Source organism: Bacteroides sp. RCH18, from assembly GCF_058231005.1.
Map to the genome: position 1 here is coordinate 3,541,317 of NZ_JBIPTC010000001.1, position 15,744 is coordinate 3,557,060.

At 45.5% G+C, this 15,744-nt stretch carries 12 protein-coding genes; 3 read left to right on the plus strand and 9 right to left on the minus strand.

The genetic code is table 11. From position 1 onward, the window contains the following. Window positions 1-61 precede the first annotated feature (61 nt). From ACHLI0_RS13840 to epsC, 3 genes are all read right to left on the minus strand, one after another. Window positions 62-2,260: a S9 family peptidase gene (locus ACHLI0_RS13840; RefSeq protein WP_490749399.1), complete on the minus strand. Its 2,199-nt coding sequence runs from the start codon at window positions 2,258-2,260 to the stop codon at window positions 62-64. Window positions 2,261-2,471: 211 nt separating this feature from the next. Then, complete coding sequence (locus ACHLI0_RS13845) at window positions 2,472-3,965, minus strand: THUMP domain-containing class I SAM-dependent RNA methyltransferase (RefSeq protein ID WP_490749400.1); 1,494 nt, start codon at window positions 3,963-3,965, stop codon at window positions 2,472-2,474. A gap of 16 nt (window positions 3,966-3,981) precedes the next feature. After that, entirely contained in the window at window positions 3,982-4,884 is a 903-nt protein-coding gene (gene epsC / locus ACHLI0_RS13850) for a serine O-acetyltransferase EpsC (RefSeq protein ID WP_008762864.1), read from the minus strand. A gap of 120 nt (window positions 4,885-5,004) precedes the next feature. On the opposite strand from epsC, the gene ACHLI0_RS13855 reads away from it, so the two are divergent. Both ACHLI0_RS13855 and ACHLI0_RS13860 read left to right on the plus strand, forming a co-directional pair. Continuing rightward, the gene (locus tag ACHLI0_RS13855) at window positions 5,005-7,041 is read left to right on the plus strand and encodes a tetratricopeptide repeat-containing sensor histidine kinase (RefSeq protein ID WP_490749401.1); all 2,037 of its coding nucleotides are present in this window, start codon (window positions 5,005-5,007) and stop codon (window positions 7,039-7,041) included. Continuing rightward, window positions 7,038-7,817: a LytR/AlgR family response regulator transcription factor gene (locus ACHLI0_RS13860; protein WP_490749402.1), complete on the plus strand. Its 780-nt coding sequence runs from the start codon at window positions 7,038-7,040 to the stop codon at window positions 7,815-7,817. Before ACHLI0_RS13855 ends, ACHLI0_RS13860 begins: the two co-directional genes overlap by 4 nt. A gap of 107 nt (window positions 7,818-7,924) precedes the next feature. Here the strand turns inward: ACHLI0_RS13860 and ACHLI0_RS13865 are convergent, their stop codons facing one another. Together ACHLI0_RS13865 and polA are read right to left on the minus strand one after the other, a co-directional pair. Next, window positions 7,925-8,320, minus strand: coding sequence for a DUF3836 domain-containing protein (locus ACHLI0_RS13865; protein WP_008767482.1), 396 nt, complete (start codon window positions 8,318-8,320; stop codon window positions 7,925-7,927). A gap of 332 nt (window positions 8,321-8,652) precedes the next feature. Beyond that, entirely contained in the window at window positions 8,653-11,502 is a 2,850-nt protein-coding gene (gene polA / locus ACHLI0_RS13870; protein ID WP_490749403.1) for a DNA polymerase I, read from the minus strand. 88 nt (window positions 11,503-11,590) lie between these two features. Between polA and ACHLI0_RS13875 the strand changes: the two genes are divergently transcribed. Next, window positions 11,591-12,565 carry a polyprenyl synthetase family protein gene (locus ACHLI0_RS13875; protein WP_234119827.1) on the plus strand — a complete coding sequence of 325 codons (975 nt, stop codon included), beginning with the start codon at window positions 11,591-11,593 and terminating at the stop codon, window positions 12,563-12,565. Here the strand turns inward: ACHLI0_RS13875 and ACHLI0_RS13880 are convergent, their stop codons facing one another. The 4 genes from ACHLI0_RS13880 to dtd form a co-directional block, all read right to left on the minus strand. After that, on the minus strand, window positions 12,566-13,246 hold the full coding sequence (locus ACHLI0_RS13880) for a DUF1266 domain-containing protein (protein ID WP_011108725.1): 681 nt from the start codon (window positions 13,244-13,246) through the stop codon (window positions 12,566-12,568). It lies immediately after the preceding gene. 408 nt (window positions 13,247-13,654) lie between these two features. Then, the gene (gene deoC, locus ACHLI0_RS13885) at window positions 13,655-14,557 is read right to left on the minus strand and encodes a deoxyribose-phosphate aldolase (protein WP_008762870.1); all 903 of its coding nucleotides are present in this window, start codon (window positions 14,555-14,557) and stop codon (window positions 13,655-13,657) included. Next, on the minus strand, window positions 14,544-14,882 hold the full coding sequence (locus ACHLI0_RS13890) for a nucleotide pyrophosphohydrolase (RefSeq protein WP_008767487.1): 339 nt from the start codon (window positions 14,880-14,882) through the stop codon (window positions 14,544-14,546). Before ACHLI0_RS13890 ends, deoC begins: the two co-directional genes overlap by 14 nt. An 88-nt stretch (window positions 14,883-14,970) precedes the next feature. After that, the gene (gene dtd / locus ACHLI0_RS13895) at window positions 14,971-15,423 is read right to left on the minus strand and encodes a D-aminoacyl-tRNA deacylase (protein WP_008767488.1); all 453 of its coding nucleotides are present in this window, start codon (window positions 15,421-15,423) and stop codon (window positions 14,971-14,973) included. Window positions 15,424-15,744: the final 321 nt, after the last annotated feature.

The following is a 15,744-nucleotide window of genomic DNA, read 5'->3' on the forward strand; positions in this document are numbered from 1 at the left end:
GTTATGAGTTTTCAGTTATGAGTTTTTCGGTATGATGCTGTGAGCTGTCAACTATAGATTGCTATAGGTTCTGCTCAAAGTATCGGGTGATTTTTTCGTGCAGATGTACACGGTCGCGGCCTGATACGTTGTGCTTGTGGCACGGATAGATAAACAGGTCGGGGTAGGTGCGGGCATCTACACAGGCTTTCATGAACGACAGTGTGTGCTGCGGTACGCAAGTGTCATCGTGGTCGTCATGGATAATGAGCAGATGACCTTTCAGTTGTCCGGCAAGGTTCTTCAGGTTACATTCTTTGTAGCCTTCCGGATTGCTTTCCGGAGTGTCCATGTAACGTTCGCCGTACATCACTTCGTAATATCCCCAGTCGATGACAGGTCCGCCGGCTACGCCTACCTTGAATATTTCGGGGTAGCGGAGCAGAAGGGCAGTGGTCATGTGCCCTCCGAAGCTCCATCCGTGTACACCGATGCGGTTTCCGTCTATGTAGGGGAGGGATTTCAGAAATTCAATGCCTTTCACCTGGTCTTTGCCTTCTTCGATGCCGAGGCGGCGGAAAGTGGCGTTTTCGAACTCCAGTCCACGGTTGGCACTGCCGCGGTTGTCGAGGGTGAACATGATATAGCCTTTGTTAGCCATATAGATATCCCATCCGCGGGAGCCGTTCAGCCAGCCACCGGTGACGAGTTGTGCGTGCGGGCCGCCGTATACGTAGACGATGACCGGATACTTTTTGTTCGGGTCGAAATCTGCGGGTTTGGTGAGGCGGTAATATAGGTCGGTCGTTCCGTCGTCGGCTTTGATAGTGCCGGTTTCGATGGTCGGCATCTCGTAGCCTTCGTATGGGTTTTTGGCTGTCAGCAGGTTGACTGTTTTCAGGCTTTTGGTATCCACGATGTCAATGCGGCGCGGAAGGGTAGGAGTCGAATAACGGTCGATGAGGTAGCTTCCCGATGCGCTGAGCATTCCGTTATGTTCTCCTTCTGTGATAGAACGGAAGCTGAACGGGAGGCTGCGCTTTCCTGTGTTGACATTTACTGCAAAGTTATTGGAGCCTGTGCCATTCACTCCTTGGAAGATGACTTCTTTCCTCTTGGCGTTGAAGCCCAGAATGTCACCTACCAGCCATTTGCCCTCGGTCAGTTGCTTCGTCGGGATGTATTCGATGTGCTTGCCGCCTGCGGCATCGCTTTTCCAGTCGCCTTTGAGGCTGGAGGTGAGGTCGCATAAATATAGATGGTTATATCCGTCACGCTGGCTCTGGTAGATGAATTTACTGCTGTCCCAGGGTAAGAATACGATGGGGTGCTGAGGCTCTACATATTTGGGGTGCGTTTCTTCCAGCAGTTTGCCCAGTAACTTGCCTGTCGTTGCGTCATATTGGCAAAGTACGGCATGGTTCTGGTCGCGGTTCAGTTCGATAAGGTAGATGCTCTTTTCGTCCGGTGACCAGCTGATATTGGTGAAGTAACGGTCGGTCGGATCACCTGCATTCAGATAGATGGTCTTGCCGGTGGAAGAGTTGTAGACGCCTACTTTTACTTGATGGCTGGTCATTCCTGCCATCGGGTAACGGACGTTATTCACTTCTCCTACACGTGCGGTGATGTCTACAAGCGGATATTGCGTCACCATGCTTTCGTCCATGCGGTAGAAAGCGAGCAGGTTGCCTTTCGGGCTCCAGAAGGTACCTTTATTGATGCCGAACTCATTGCGGTGGACAGACTGCCCGCAGACAATGCCTTCGGGTTCGTCGGTGATTGCCTGTTCGTTCACATACAGGTTGTTGTTGACTGTGTAGGCTACGTTTCCGTTGGCGACGCAATAATCTTCGTTGGCTGCTTTATCTTTCAGCTTCAGCGTGCTGACAATCCGGTTGTTCTCGAAATCGTATACGATGTACTTACCGGATACTTTCAGTAACATTTGCGGTTTGTCCGCCCATGGGTAGCGGATTGAGTACGGGGTCGGCAGCTTCCCTGCTTTATTGTCTACCAGTACTTTGTTGATTTGTCCGAGGGTAGTCAGCACTGTCTCTTTCCCTGTTCTGGGTTGAACAGTGTAGATGGTGTCGGTACTCGGTTTGATACACACGTCTCCCCACCATTGCAGACCGTAGAGGTTTTCTGCATAACGGTAGGTCTCGCCGCCCGGAATCAAGTCTTCCAGTGTCAGCTTTTTGATTTCCTGTGCCATAACATTGAATCCGATTGGTAGCGCCAGCAATATCAGAATGGCTCTTTTTCCAATTTTACTCATTGCTTTTATTTATCTTTATTGGTTTTAAATCCTTCTATTTTACCCTGTTCAGGGGAGTTGTCTTTCTCTGTCGGATGATACGTCTTTTTCGAGATATTCAATTCGCTTTCTTACTCATCAAATGATAAGATCGCAAAATGTGACCTTATATTGTCTATCAATAAGTTAATGGCATTTTTTTTTAGTGGGATGCCATTAACTATCTATGAAATTACTCTTCTTCCTTCTTCGGTATCCTAGGCTCACGGTTTCCTCTGAATTCTCTCGGAGCTCTCGAATCTCTTTCCCCACGGAACTCGCCTCTAGGCTTTCTGTCCCTATCATCCCGGGTAAAGCCTCCTTCTTCCCGTCTCGGCTTGAAGTCTCCTTCTTTACGAGGTTTGAACTCCCCTTCCCGACGTGGCTTGTACTCTCCTTCTCTGCGTGGCTTGAATTCCCCTTCGCGACGCGGTTTGAATTCTCCTTCCCCGCGCGGTTTGAATTCCTTTCTTTCTCTGGGTCTGGAAGTATCATAGTTTCCTTCAGTCTCTTTCTTCTCTTCTCCTTCTCCCTCCTGACTCTTGAACTCCTTATATTTCCCGTCGAAAATCTCGTATTTGCGGAACTCGCATTCCAGTGCACCATTGAACAACGGCACTTTCTTGCTTGGTTTCAGCCCGATCTGATCGAAGCATTCTTCTCTATAAGAGAGTACCCAAGCCTCGTTTCCTACAAATGCGTGCTTCAGACGTTCGCCAATCATCTGGTACAGTCCGAGCAGGTCATTGGTGGAGATACGCTCGCCATAAGGAGGATTCATCACAATGATTGACTTCTCCTGCGGCTGTTCGAATTGTTGGAACGGTTGCAGTTTCAGCGTCACATCTTTGGATACACCCGCTGCCTTTATATTATGGGTTGCGATTTCATTTGCTTTCGGATTGTTGTCGTATCCGTATATCTTGTGAGTAAACTCGCGCTCCTGACTATCATCATTGTAAATCTCATCAAACATCTCCGAGTCGAAGTCCACCCATTTCTCGAATGCGAATCCTTTGCGGAATACTCCCGGAGCGATGTTTCTTGCGATCAGCGCAGCTTCTATAGGAATCGTTCCCGAACCACACATCGGGTCAATCAGGTCACATTCACCGCGCCATCCTGTCATCAGAAGCATACCGGCAGTCAATACTTCGTTCAACGGAGCATCTACCTGTTCCTGGCGATATCCGCGACGATGAAGTGACTCTCCGGAAGAGTCCAGAGACAACGTACAAGTCGTTTGTGCAATGTGAATATTGAGCAGCACATCCGGATTATTGATGCGTACTGACGGGCGTTTGCCTGTCTTTTCACGGAAATAGTCCACGATGGCGTCCTTCACCTTATATGAGACGAACTTTGAATGGCGGAATTCTTCGCTGAATACAACCGCGTCTATCGCAAACGTCTTGTTTACATCAAGATACTCTTCCCATGGAATGGCCTGTATCTGGTTGTAAACTTCATCAGCATCCTTTGCCGTAAAATTCTTGATCGGTTTTAGAATGCGGATAGCAGTACGGAGGCAGAAATTTGCCTTGTACATCATACGCTTGTCTCCTGTAAATGAAACCATGCGACGTCCTATCTGGATATCGTTGGCTCCCAATGTTGTAAGTTCTTCAGCAAGTATCTCTTCCAGTCCCTGGAAGGTCTTGGCTATCATCTCGAATTGTTCGCTCATATATAGTTTATTGATTTTATTTCTTTGCTTTTGTTTGTACAATCTTTGCTCCGGCAGGAATGTTTTCCGTTACCCAGATATTTCCTCCTACGGTTGCGTCGCTTCCGATAGTGATTCTTCCAAGGATGGTGGCGTTGGAGTAGACTATGACATTGTCTTCCAGTATCGGGTGGCGGGGGATACCCTTGATCGGTTTTCCGTCGGCATCCAGCGGGAAGCTTTTTGCTCCCAGGGTGACACCCTGATATAATTTGACATTGTTCCCGATGATGCTTGTAGCACCGATCACGACACCCGTTCCGTGGTCTATGGTAAAGTGACTGCCTATCTTCGCTCCCGGATGGATATCGATACCCGTCTCGCTATGAGCCATTTCCGTGATCATGCGAGGAATCAGGGGAACACCCAGTTCCAGCAGTTCGTGCGCAATACGATAATTGCTGATTGCCTTAATGGCGGGATAGCAGAAAATTACTTCACCGTAGCTTTTGGCGGCGGGGTCACCGTTGTAGGCGGCTTCTACGTCCGTAGCCAGTATTCTTCTCATGGCGGGTAGTTTGCTGATAAAGTTCGCAGCCAGTCGGGCGGCTTCTTCTCTTCTCGACTCCGAGCAGACGTTGCAGTCTCCTTCTGCCGTACTGAAACATAGTCCGGCCAGGATTTGCTCTGTGAGCAAGTCAAATAACTTTTCGATATTTACACCGATGTGATAATTGATTGTCCGGCTGTTGATGGTGGAATTTCCGTAGTATCCGGGGAAGAGAATGGCACGTGAAAGCTCGATAATTTCATACAAAACTTTAGCAGAGGGCAATGGTTCGCCATCTTTATGTTGATGAAACAGCCCTTTGTAAGATTCGCTTTCCGATAGCTCATCGACTGCCTGTGTCAGAATGTGGGTAAAGTTCAATGGACTCATTAGGTCAGTTACTCATGTTTATATGGGGACAAAGGTATTAAAAAAAATAATAAATTTCGTTGAGATTCAATATAATTAATGTATTTTTGTGGCATTCAAAATTCAACACGGACAAAGGGGATGAATAAAGCGAAATCTACTATGAAGCTATTTGGGTTGATAGGGTTGTTGATATTGTGGAACTGCAGTTGCGTGGATAGGCACCGCAGTCACGCTTTGTGTGAACAGTCACTTATCGATTCTTTAGAAGTCCGTGCACAGGATTCTCTGTTTTCCAACTTACCTTATTCACGTTCTTTATTGCGTAACGCAATGCGTCAGGCACAGGACTCGATGAGTTATTACCGCTTGATGGGATTGTATGGAAAGACTTTCTTCATCTCGTCCGATTTCGACTCTATCCTCTATTATAACCGCCCTGTAAAAGAGTATGATAAGCGTGCAGCTGCCTGCCCGCGATGGAATGATGTACTTTCGGATGTGTATAACATTGAGGGAAATGTCTGGATGCAACTCAATCAGCCCGATTCGGCGGTTGCCTATTATGAGAAATCCTATGCTTACCGTCTGAAAGGAGATAAGGCGCATCTTCTGTCGGATATCTGCATGAATCTGGCGGATGCCCATCTGCATCGTGGCGAACTGGCACATACCGCTTCCTATTACCGGAAAGCATTGTTTATCTGTGACTCCCTGCATCTGTCGGAACATTCCAAATTTCCGGTCTATTGCGGACTGGGACAGACTTACATGGACCTGCGTGATTTTGATTTGTCCAATCATTATTACGAACTGGCAGGACAGTTTTTTGATGAAATGACAGTCAGTGAAAAGTGGGTGTATCTTAATAATCGGGGAAATCATTACTATTACAAGAAAGATTATCAGGAAGCCCTGGTCTATATGCGGCAAGCAGCGGAGCTGATAGCGGATTACCCGCAAATGGTATTCGAAAGCAATCTTTCGAAAGTCAATCTGGGCGATCTTTATCTGCTGACGAACCGGCTGGATTCTGCCGAAAACAATCTGAATGAAGGCTACCGCTACTTTTCGGAGATAAAGAACAACTCCGCCATGCACTACATTGAAACCCTGATGATTGAGCTTTCCCTGAAAAAAGGAAATATCGCGCGTGCCAGAGAAATGATAGTACGGACCGCTTCTACCGGACACGTGGATGCTAATATGCTTACTATACGCAACCAGTATCTGCAACATTATTATGAAAAGGCAGGTGACTACCGCAATGCGTATGAGTATCTGAAACGTGACTATCAACTGAATGACTCCATCCGTAGCGAACGGATTCGCACCCGCGTAGCCGAACTGGATATGCGCTATCGTCAGGACACGATCGTATTGCGCAAGGAAATGCAGATTCAACGGCAGGCGGGTGAAGTGCGTGTCTTGAAACTGAGTATGTATATCTGGGTACTTGTCTGCCTGTTGCTGGCAGCCGGAACGGTGGTGATCATGTGGTATATGCGGAAAAAGCGGGAGTTTCTTCGTGAACGTTTCTTCCAGCAGATAAATCGTGTCCGTATGGAGAATTTGCGGAGCCGGATTTCTCCCCATTTCACATTCAATGTGCTGGGGCGTGAGATTAATCAGTTCAATGGATCGGAAGAGGTGAAGAATAATTTGATGGAACTGGTCAAATATCTCCGCCGGAGTCTTGAACTGACAGAAAAACTAAGTGTATCTTTGCAGGACGAGCTGGATTTTGTACAGTCATATATTGGCTTGGAAAGCGGGCGTGTCGGAGAAGACTTCACGGCGTCGGTCGTAGTGGAGGAGGGGCTGGACGCAAAAAGTATAATGATTCCTTCCATGATTGTACAGATTCCGGTAGAGAATGCGATAAAGCACGGGCTCGCCGGAAAAGACGGTGAGAAGGAATTGACTATCCGTATTTCCCGTGAAGGAAAAGGAGTCCGTATCGTGATTTGTGACAACGGGCGGGGGTATCTTCCGCAAGTGGTTTCTTCGACCAGAGGAACGGGGACAGGGCTGAAAGTGCTCTATCAGACGATACAGCTACTCAATACAAAGAATAAAAATGAGAAGATACGTTTCAATATAGATAACCGAAACGATGGGCAGACCGGTACGCAAGTGTCGGTGTATATACCGTTTCATTTTTCTTATGATTTATGATGAATGCAGAAGATAAATATAAAGTCGTTATTGTAGATGATGAGCGTACGGCAATCGATGCTTTGCGCAGGGAACTGGGCGCCTATCAGGAATTTGAAATAAAAGGAACTGCAAACAATGGCGCAAAAGGTAAAAAGATGATAATGGAACTCCGTCCGGACCTGTTGTTTCTGGATGTGGAACTTCCGGATGTGCTGGGGCTTAACTTGTTGAGTGAGATGCGCGATGAGGTGCTGTGGGATATGAAAGTTGTCTTTTATACTTCGTATGATAAATATTTGCTTCAGGCCCTGCGTGAGTCTGCCTTCGACTTCTTGCTGAAACCTTTTGAGACGGGAGATCTGAGAGTCGTTATAGAGCGCTACCGGAAAGCTGTAGCTTCAATACCGGCAACTCCTTCTTCCTCTTTTTCTTCTTCTGTCAGTGCTTTGATGCCGCAACAGGGAATGTTTATGATCAGCACGGTGACGGGATTCAAGCTTTTGCGACTGGAAGAAATCGGCTATTTCGAATATCTGAAAGACAAGCGGCAGTGGCAGGTAGTCCTGTTCAATCAGACCCGATTGAATCTGAAGCGAAATACAAAAGCCGAAGATATCATTGGTTATTCACAATCTTTTATCCAGATCAGCCAGTCGGCTATTGTCAATGTTAATTATCTGGCGATGATTGATGGGAAGTGTTGTCAGCTCTATCCGCCTTTTCATGATAAGAGTGATCTGGTGATTTCCCGAAGTTTTTTGAAAGGGTTGCAGGACCGGTTTTTTGTGTTGTGACAATGATTCCTTAAGATAGATGCGAAAACGCCGTTTCTTCATCAGGAACGGCGTTTTCTCTTTGTTAGAATATTAGAATGAGAGAGTATGTTGTTAAAAAAATGCTGTTACAAATTAGTATTGTCCATGGTCACTGTCATTTCCGGAACTAACACGTAAGCGCGTTTCTTATTGTTCCATTTATAGTAATTGGTTGTTACCGTTTTTCCTTCGTATGTATAATTGATGCGGAGATCTTTTTCCCATTCCTCTTTGGTGCTGTTCCATTTCAAGGTCTCGCTTTCAATCATGCGCTTGTTGTCATCGTACTTATAGTTGTACTTCATATAGTTGGCAAGTGTACTTCCGTTCATTTTGTAAACGGTCTGACCTACCATTACTCCATTTTCTTCTACTGGATTATAAACCAACTGACCATCATAACTGCGTGCAGAAGCAACAAAAGAGGTCATGAGAAGAACTACGGATAGAACAAACATTTTTAAAGATACTTTTGTTTTCATGGCTATTTGATTTTAGTATTATACTTTCATTTGTCTAGTAATACTCTTGTATTACGCTGCAAAGTTATATATTTATTCGATATTTATGCAAATGTGAGGCTGAAATAATATCAAAATGTCAGAGTGTGGTTAGGGCGATATCTTGCTTTTTGCCAAGATTGGTGACAAAAAAATATCCGGCAGTCAACCTGCCGGATATAGAATGAAGCACTTCGTTGGGGAAGTGATCTTTTTCCTTGCTTTCTGGATAGTGAGTTAAATAATGTTATAACTCATTCTCTCCATTATTTAGCTGATTTATCCTGTTTTGTTATGGCAGGATAAACCTTGTTTTAGTGTGCTTCGAGCCAGTTCTTGCCCCAGCCGCAATCTGCTTTCAAGGGGACGTGCATGCGGTAAGCGTGTTCCATTTCCTCAATAACGATCTCTTCTACACGTTCTTTTTCGTTGACGGGCACGCTGAAGTTCAATTCATCGTGTACTTGCAATATCATTTTAGCTTGTATGCCTTCTGTCTGGAATCGCTGATAAATGCGTGCCATTGCTACCTTTATGATATCTGCGGCGCTTCCCTGGATCGGTGCGTTGATGGCATTTCGCTCGGCATAGCCGCGTACAACGGCGTTTCGTGAGTTGATGTCCGGTAAGAAGCGTTTCCGGTGGAAAATCGTTTCTACATACCCTTTCTCCTGAGCTATCTGGATACTCTTCTCCATATAGGCTTTCACGCTTGGATAAGTTTCGAAATAGCCGTCGATCAGTTCTTTGGCTTCCTTCCGGTCTACGTTCATTCGCTCTGCAAGGCCGAATACGGAGATGCCGTAGATGATACCGAAGTTGGCGGTTTTCGCTTTGCGTCGCATATCGGAGTCTACATCTTTCAGGTCGATCTTATATATTTTGGCAGCTGTAGCCGCATGGATATCGTGATTGCTGAGGAAGGCGTCGATCATATTCTTGTCTTCGCTGAGATGTGCCATGATACGGAGTTCTATCTGCGAATAGTCGGCAGAGAAGAACAGGCAGCCTTCGTCAGGGATAAATGCCTTGCGGATTTCCTTGCCGTTCTCGTCGCGGATAGGGATATTCTGCAGATTCGGGTTACTGGAGCTGAGGCGTCCGGTAGAGGTGACGGTCTGGTTGAAAGACGTGTGTACCCGTCCCGTGCGTGGGTTGATTAGTTGGGGAAGTGCATCGATATAAGTTCCCAGCAGTTTCTTCAGTCCGCGATGTTCCAGAATCTTTTCTACTACGGGATGTTTATGCCGGAGGCTTTCGAGCACTTCTTCCGAGGTGACGTACTGGCCGGTTTTGGTCTTCTTCGCTTTCTCGATGATTTTTAGTTTGTCGAACAGTACCTCGCCTACTTGTTTGGGCGAAGCGATATTGAAGGTTTCGCCTGCCAGTTCATAAATCTCCTGCTCGATGCGCTGCATCTGAGCGGTGAAATGAACAGACGATTGTTTGAGCGCTTCCGTATCCAGCAGTACTCCATTCCGTTCTATATTGACCAATACGGGTACAAGCGGCATTTCGATATCGTAAAACAAACGTTCGGCATCGTTCTCTTTCAGTTCTTTCTCCAGGACGTTTTTGAGTTTCAATGTTACGTCTGCATCTTCGCAGGCATAGCGGTAGACATCCTTCGGGTCGAGATCACGCATGTTTTTCTGGTTCTTCCCTTTCGGACCTATCAGTTCGTCGATGTGGATGGTCTGATAGTGAAGATAGATTTCTGCCAGATAGTCCATTCCGTGACGAAGTTCCGGTTGAAGAACGTAATGGGCGATCATCGTATCGAAGAGCGCACCTTTTACTTGCACTCCGTAATTTTCAAGAACGATCATGTCGTACTTGATATTTTGTCCGACTTTCAATGAATTCTCATTTTCGAAGACCGGACGGAACTCATTGACGATTTTTAACGCTTCGTCACGATTGTCGGGGACCGGCACATAATAAGCCTGATTTTCGGTGATAGAGAAACTCATCCCGACCAGTTCGGCGTCCATTGGTTCCGTTCCTGTAGTCTCCGTGTCTAACGAGAGAATTTTCGATGTAAGTAACTTTTGAATAATTTCAGTTCTTTTCTTCTCTGTATCAATGAGTTGATAGTCGCAGTTAAGCGTTTCTAACGTCTCTAGATTCGATTTTTTGGCTTCGCCTGCCTCATTGCCCGTAAAATTCGCAAATAAATCGCCTTGTATGGCTCCTCCTTCTTCGGGAAAAAGTGGAAGAGGAGAGGGAGTACTTTTGGTCGTTGCTGTTTTGCTTCCGGTTGCTGTTGTTACTCCGCCGGCAGAATTTTCTTTTTTCAGTACCCGGTCGATCAGTGTCCGGAATTCCAGTTCTTCAAAAATTCGTCGGAGTGAATCTTCGTCTGCCTGTTCGCGGACGAGCTTGTCCATTTCGAGTTGGATAGGGACATCGATTTTGATAGTGGCAAGGAATTTGGAGAAAGTAATCAGTTCCTTGTTGGTTTCCACTTTTGTTTTCAAGGCTCCTTTCAGTTGGTCGGTATGTTCCAGCAGATTTTCGATACTTCCGAATTCGGCGATTAGTTTCTGGGCAGTCTTTTCACCGACACCGGGACAACCGGGGATATTGTCGGAGGCATCGCCCATCAGTCCGAGCATATCGATTACTTGTGCGGGCGACTGGATATCGAACTTCGCTTTCACTTCTTCGATGCCCATTACTTCAAAACCTCCCGTATGTTTGGGGCGATACATGAATACGTTGTTCGTCACCAGCTGGCCGTAGTCTTTGTCGGGAGTCATCATATAGGTGGTGATGCCCTGACGTCCGGCTTCTGTGGCTAGAGTTCCGATCACGTCGTCGGCTTCGTATCCTGCCACTTCCAGAATCGGGATGCGGTAGGCGTGGATGATATCCTTTATAATAGGTACGGAGAGGCGGATGGCTTCCGGAGTTTCTTCACGCTGGGCTTTGTATTGCTCGAAAGCTTCGTGGCGGAAGGTCGGTCCGGAGGGGTCGAAGGCTACTCCTATATGTGACGGATTCTCCTTTTTCAGCACCTCTTCGAGGGTATTGACAAATCCGAGGATAGCTGAAGTATTGAACCCTTTGGAGTTGATTCTGGGATTCTTGATAAAGGCGTAATAAGCCCGATATATCAGTGCATAAGCGTCTAAAAGAAATAATTTATTGTCTGACTCCATAGATTTAATTAATTTTTCATGGTAAAAGTACAAAAAAATACCGTATTAAGCGTTTTATTATTACTTTTGTGCTCAAATAGTATTGTGAATGGATAGTATCTCTCTCATCAAAACCCCGATAGAAGCGGAACTGGAGGATTTTAAAGCTCTTTTTGACACCCCTCTTTCCGATTCGAATGCATTGCTCGATAGCGTAATAACTCATATACGCAAGAGGAATGGTAAGATGATGCGTCCTATTCTTGTCTTGTTGGTGGCACGCCTTTATGGGGCTGTGACTCCCGCCACCCTTCACGCGGCGGTTTCTCTGGAATTGCTTCATACAGCCAGTTTGGTGCACGACGATGTAGTTGATGAAAGTACCGAGCGTCGCGGCCAGCTTTCGGTAAATGCTGTATTTAATAATAAGGTATCTGTACTGGCGGGTGATTATCTGCTGGCTACAAGCCTTGTGCACGCCGAGCAGACTAATAATTATGAGATTATCCGCCTGGTATCTTCGCTGGGGCAGAAACTTGCTGAAGGAGAGTTGCTTCAACTTTCGAATGTAAGTAATCATAGCTTTTCGGAGGAAGTTTACTTTGACGTAATACGTAAGAAAACAGCGGCTCTTTTTGCTGCTTGTGCCGAGGCGGCTGCCTTGTCAGTGCAGGTGGGTGAGGAGGAAGTCGCTTTTGCCCGTCTGTTGGGCGAATATATTGGTATCTGTTTTCAGATTAAGGATGATATTTTCGATTACTTTGATAGCAAGAAGATCGGCAAGCCGACAGGTAATGATATGCTGGAAGGTAAGCTGACGCTGCCTGCCCTGTATGCATTGAATACAACGAAAGATGCGTGGGCGGAACAGATAGCGTTCAAGGTGAAGGAAGGTACGGCAACTCCCGATGAAATCGTACGTCTGATTGAGTTTACCAAGGATAATGGAGGTATTGAATATGCCTGTCGTACGATAGAACAATATAAAAAGAAGGCCTTTGATTTGCTGGCTACCTTGCCGGATTCAAATATTTGCCTTGCCCTGCGGACTTATTTGGATTACGTGGTCGCCCGTGAGAAATAACTACTCCCCACTGTTTCTGAGCAGAGAGTAGCACAGGATTAATTCCTCCCAATCTTCAATTTTATTCGATTTCATCGCTCCTCCGATGAGGAAACTTTTGTCTATTTCTTCCGGTGTGCGGAGGATTTCGGAACATAACGTGCTCGCCTGTTCGATGTATTCCCATGCTTGTTCTTTGGTGATGTAGCCGCAGTCTTTGGCAGCCCGGGCCAGCCCGACAACTTGTGCCATATCCCATCCGATCACTCCTCTCTCTAAGTCATTAATCCATACAATCGGCTCTCCTCTTTCTTCTATATACTCTTTGAATTTGTATAGATTTCTGCCCTGTTGAATGAATCGGTCTACTCCGTAGAAGCGTTCGCGGATGGTGTTTTCAAACTGGTTTAGGTTTTCGGTAGAGAGTAAATAGGGGACCATAATAGAATAGGAGGCTCTGTCGCCTTCGTTGATGAGGAATAGGAATAGCTGGCAGGAAGAAATTGCATCTGTGCAATGGAACTTATCTGATAATAGTTTACTTAGTTTTTCCGGGTGTACTCCGGTTTCCATGCAGTTAAGATAGAAGCCATCCAGTGCAGCCTCCATATAACCGATACGCAGTCCTTGTTTCTTTCTGGTGCCGAGTATCAGATTTAAGGGGTTATGGTTAAAACGTAAGTTCTTTGTGTGTGACTTCATTTTATACTTTTTATCGCTTATGGTTAACTAAAAAAAGCGTGAGAACTGCTGCTATATGTCTTTTCCTGGGGCTTCGGCAAGCCGTTATGATGACATAAAAGCAACAGTCTCACGCTCCGTTCGATATATAACAAAAGTATATACATGAAGGTGCGTGAGACCCGTTTGCTTATTACCACTCATAACTTTGAATTTTGCCGAATTCCAGGAATCAGGTAATAAAAGAAACGTTCTCTAATACAGATGATTAACTATGTTAGCATAGCTACATCTATGACAAAGATAATGAAAATAATGGTTTTGTCCATAAGTATCTTTAGTTTTTATTATATAAAAAATACCGCGCTTCCTTCCGTAGGAACGGAATGTGAAGCGCGGTACGGCATACTTGATTGCTAATGTAATTCCTTAGAAGAATTTGATCTCTTCGCCCTTGATATCGGAGAGAAGCAAATTGGCCAAACGGCTGGTCCCCAGACGGAACAACCGGTTGTTCAGCCATTCTTCGCCTAATATTTCTTTCACAATAGTGTAATAAATGATTGCATCATGGACGGTATTGATGCCTCCTGCCGGTTTGAAGCCGATCTTGTTGTTTGTTTTTTGATAGTACTCCTTGATGGCTTCGCACATCACATAAGCGGCTTCCGGGGTAGCGGCAGGCTGTTGCTTTCCGGTCGATGTCTTGATGAAATCCGCACCCGAATACATGGATAGGATAGAGGCTTTCTTGATGTTGGAGGCGGTTTTCAAAGCACCTGTTTCGAGGATTACCTTGAGGTGGCGTTCCTTGCAGACTTCTTTTAATTCCTGAATTTCTTCGCACATTGTTTCGTAGTCACCGCTCAGGAATTTACCGATAGAGATAACAATGTCTATTTCGTCCGCACCGTCGGCGATAGCCAGTGCCGTTTCCGCTACTTTCACTTCGATGAAAGTCTGAGAAGAAGGGAATCCGCCCGAAACACAAGCGATATTGATGCCGTCCACTTGCAGTGTATTCTTTACAATATCCGCGAAATTGGGGTATACGCAGATAGCAGCGACGTTCTTCATATCGGGGAATTCATTGTCGAACTCATTCACTTTTTCGGTGAAATGCATCACGCTTTCATCGCTGTCCGTGCTGTTCAGCGTGGTCAGGTCGATACAGTTGAACAGGAGTTTCTTGACTTCTTCCGTATTGTTTTCCGGCACTTTCTTTTCAATCAGGTCAGCCACCCGAGCCTGTATGTCTGCATCGCTCAGATTGGTGTTATACTTTGCCAATGCGGCATCATACTTGTTGGATTGTGAGCTATTCTCTTCCATGATCGTTCAGTTTTGGGTTATTGATATGTCTTTTATTATCTCGTTTCGTTTTCTTTTCCAGGCTTTCCCGGAAGGCTTTGGTGACGTCTACGCCTGTCTGGTTGGCAATACACAGGAGCACCCATAAGATGTCTGCTATTTCTTCGTCAAGGTTGTCTTTCTCGCCTTCTTTGAAAGACTGGTCGCCGTATTTGCGGGCCATGACACGGGCCAATTCTCCGACTTCTTCAGTCAGTACGGCCATATTTGTCAATTCGCTGAAGTAGCGGACACCGTATGTCTTTATCCATTTGTCTACTTCTTTTTGAGCTTCTTCCAGGGTCATAATTGCTGTTGGTTTATGATGATTAGTTTGATGTTTGGAGCCTGTTTATCGCTCTTCGAAGAGCTTTACCGGCTTTTTCATCAAGGTTTTACTCTTTATTTTTGGTGTCCATACATATAGTAACAGGACCGTCATTTAAAAGTTCAACTTTCATGTCCGCTCCGAAAGTTCCTGTGCCGATTTCTTTTCCCAGCGCCCCGCTCAGGTCTTTGCAGAACTGTTCGTAGAGTGGGATAGATATCTCCGGCTTGGCGGCTTTGATGTATGACGGACGGTTGCCCTTCTTGGTAGAAGCGTGCAACGTGAACTGACTGATGACCAGAATTTCGCCTCCGTCTTCCAGGATCGACTTGTTCATTACTCCGTTTTCATCGTCAAAAATACGCAGATTTACTATCTTTTTGCAGAGCCAGTCTATGTCTTCCTGTCCGTCGGATTCTTCAATGCCGACTAATATCAGCATCCCTTTTCCGATGGAAGACTTGCACTGTCCTTCGATGGTTACTGATGCGTGGCTTACTCGTTGTACAACTATTCTCATTGATATTTTCTCTATTCTATTGAATGTTACGAAAGGCAAATTTACGAAATTAAGAAGAAAAAACGATGAATTGGAAGGAAATATTATAGGATATAAGTATTAAGTATTAACCGTAACTGTCATTCGGAAGCGTGTCAGTCTGTTGTGCAGAAGCATATCTATTAGGATGACAGATGTATTTGTCTCATAACCTGATTCAGTTTGCCTTAGAACCGTACAGGAATGAATGCATAATAAGCTACCGGGAGAAGTATAATATCTAATACATGAGCTATATATACCCTGTATATTGGATCTATATGTCCTGTACATTAGATCTAT

Coding starts and splice junctions, on each gene's coding strand:
- ACHLI0_RS13840 (WP_490749399.1), bottom strand. CDS start 2,260: ATGAGTAAAATTGGAAAAAGAGCCATTCTGATATTGCTGGCGCTACCA.
- ACHLI0_RS13845 (WP_490749400.1), bottom strand. CDS start 3,965: ATGAGCGAACAATTCGAGATGATAGCCAAGACCTTCCAGGGACTGGAA.
- epsC (WP_008762864.1), bottom strand. CDS start 4,884: ATGAGTCCATTGAACTTTACCCACATTCTGACACAGGCAGTCGATGAG.
- ACHLI0_RS13855 (WP_490749401.1), top strand. CDS start 5,005: ATGAATAAAGCGAAATCTACTATGAAGCTATTTGGGTTGATAGGGTTG.
- ACHLI0_RS13860 (WP_490749402.1), top strand. CDS start 7,038: ATGATGAATGCAGAAGATAAATATAAAGTCGTTATTGTAGATGATGAG.
- ACHLI0_RS13865 (WP_008767482.1), bottom strand. CDS start 8,320: ATGAAAACAAAAGTATCTTTAAAAATGTTTGTTCTATCCGTAGTTCTT.
- polA (WP_490749403.1), bottom strand. CDS start 11,502: ATGGAGTCAGACAATAAATTATTTCTTTTAGACGCTTATGCACTGATA.
- ACHLI0_RS13875 (WP_234119827.1), top strand. CDS start 11,591: ATGGATAGTATCTCTCTCATCAAAACCCCGATAGAAGCGGAACTGGAG.
- ACHLI0_RS13880 (WP_011108725.1), bottom strand. CDS start 13,246: ATGAAGTCACACACAAAGAACTTACGTTTTAACCATAACCCCTTAAAT.
- deoC (WP_008762870.1), bottom strand. CDS start 14,557: ATGGAAGAGAATAGCTCACAATCCAACAAGTATGATGCCGCATTGGCA.
- ACHLI0_RS13890 (WP_008767487.1), bottom strand. CDS start 14,882: ATGACCCTGGAAGAAGCTCAAAAAGAAGTAGACAAATGGATAAAGACA.
- dtd (WP_008767488.1), bottom strand. CDS start 15,423: ATGAGAATAGTTGTACAACGAGTAAGCCACGCATCAGTAACCATCGAA.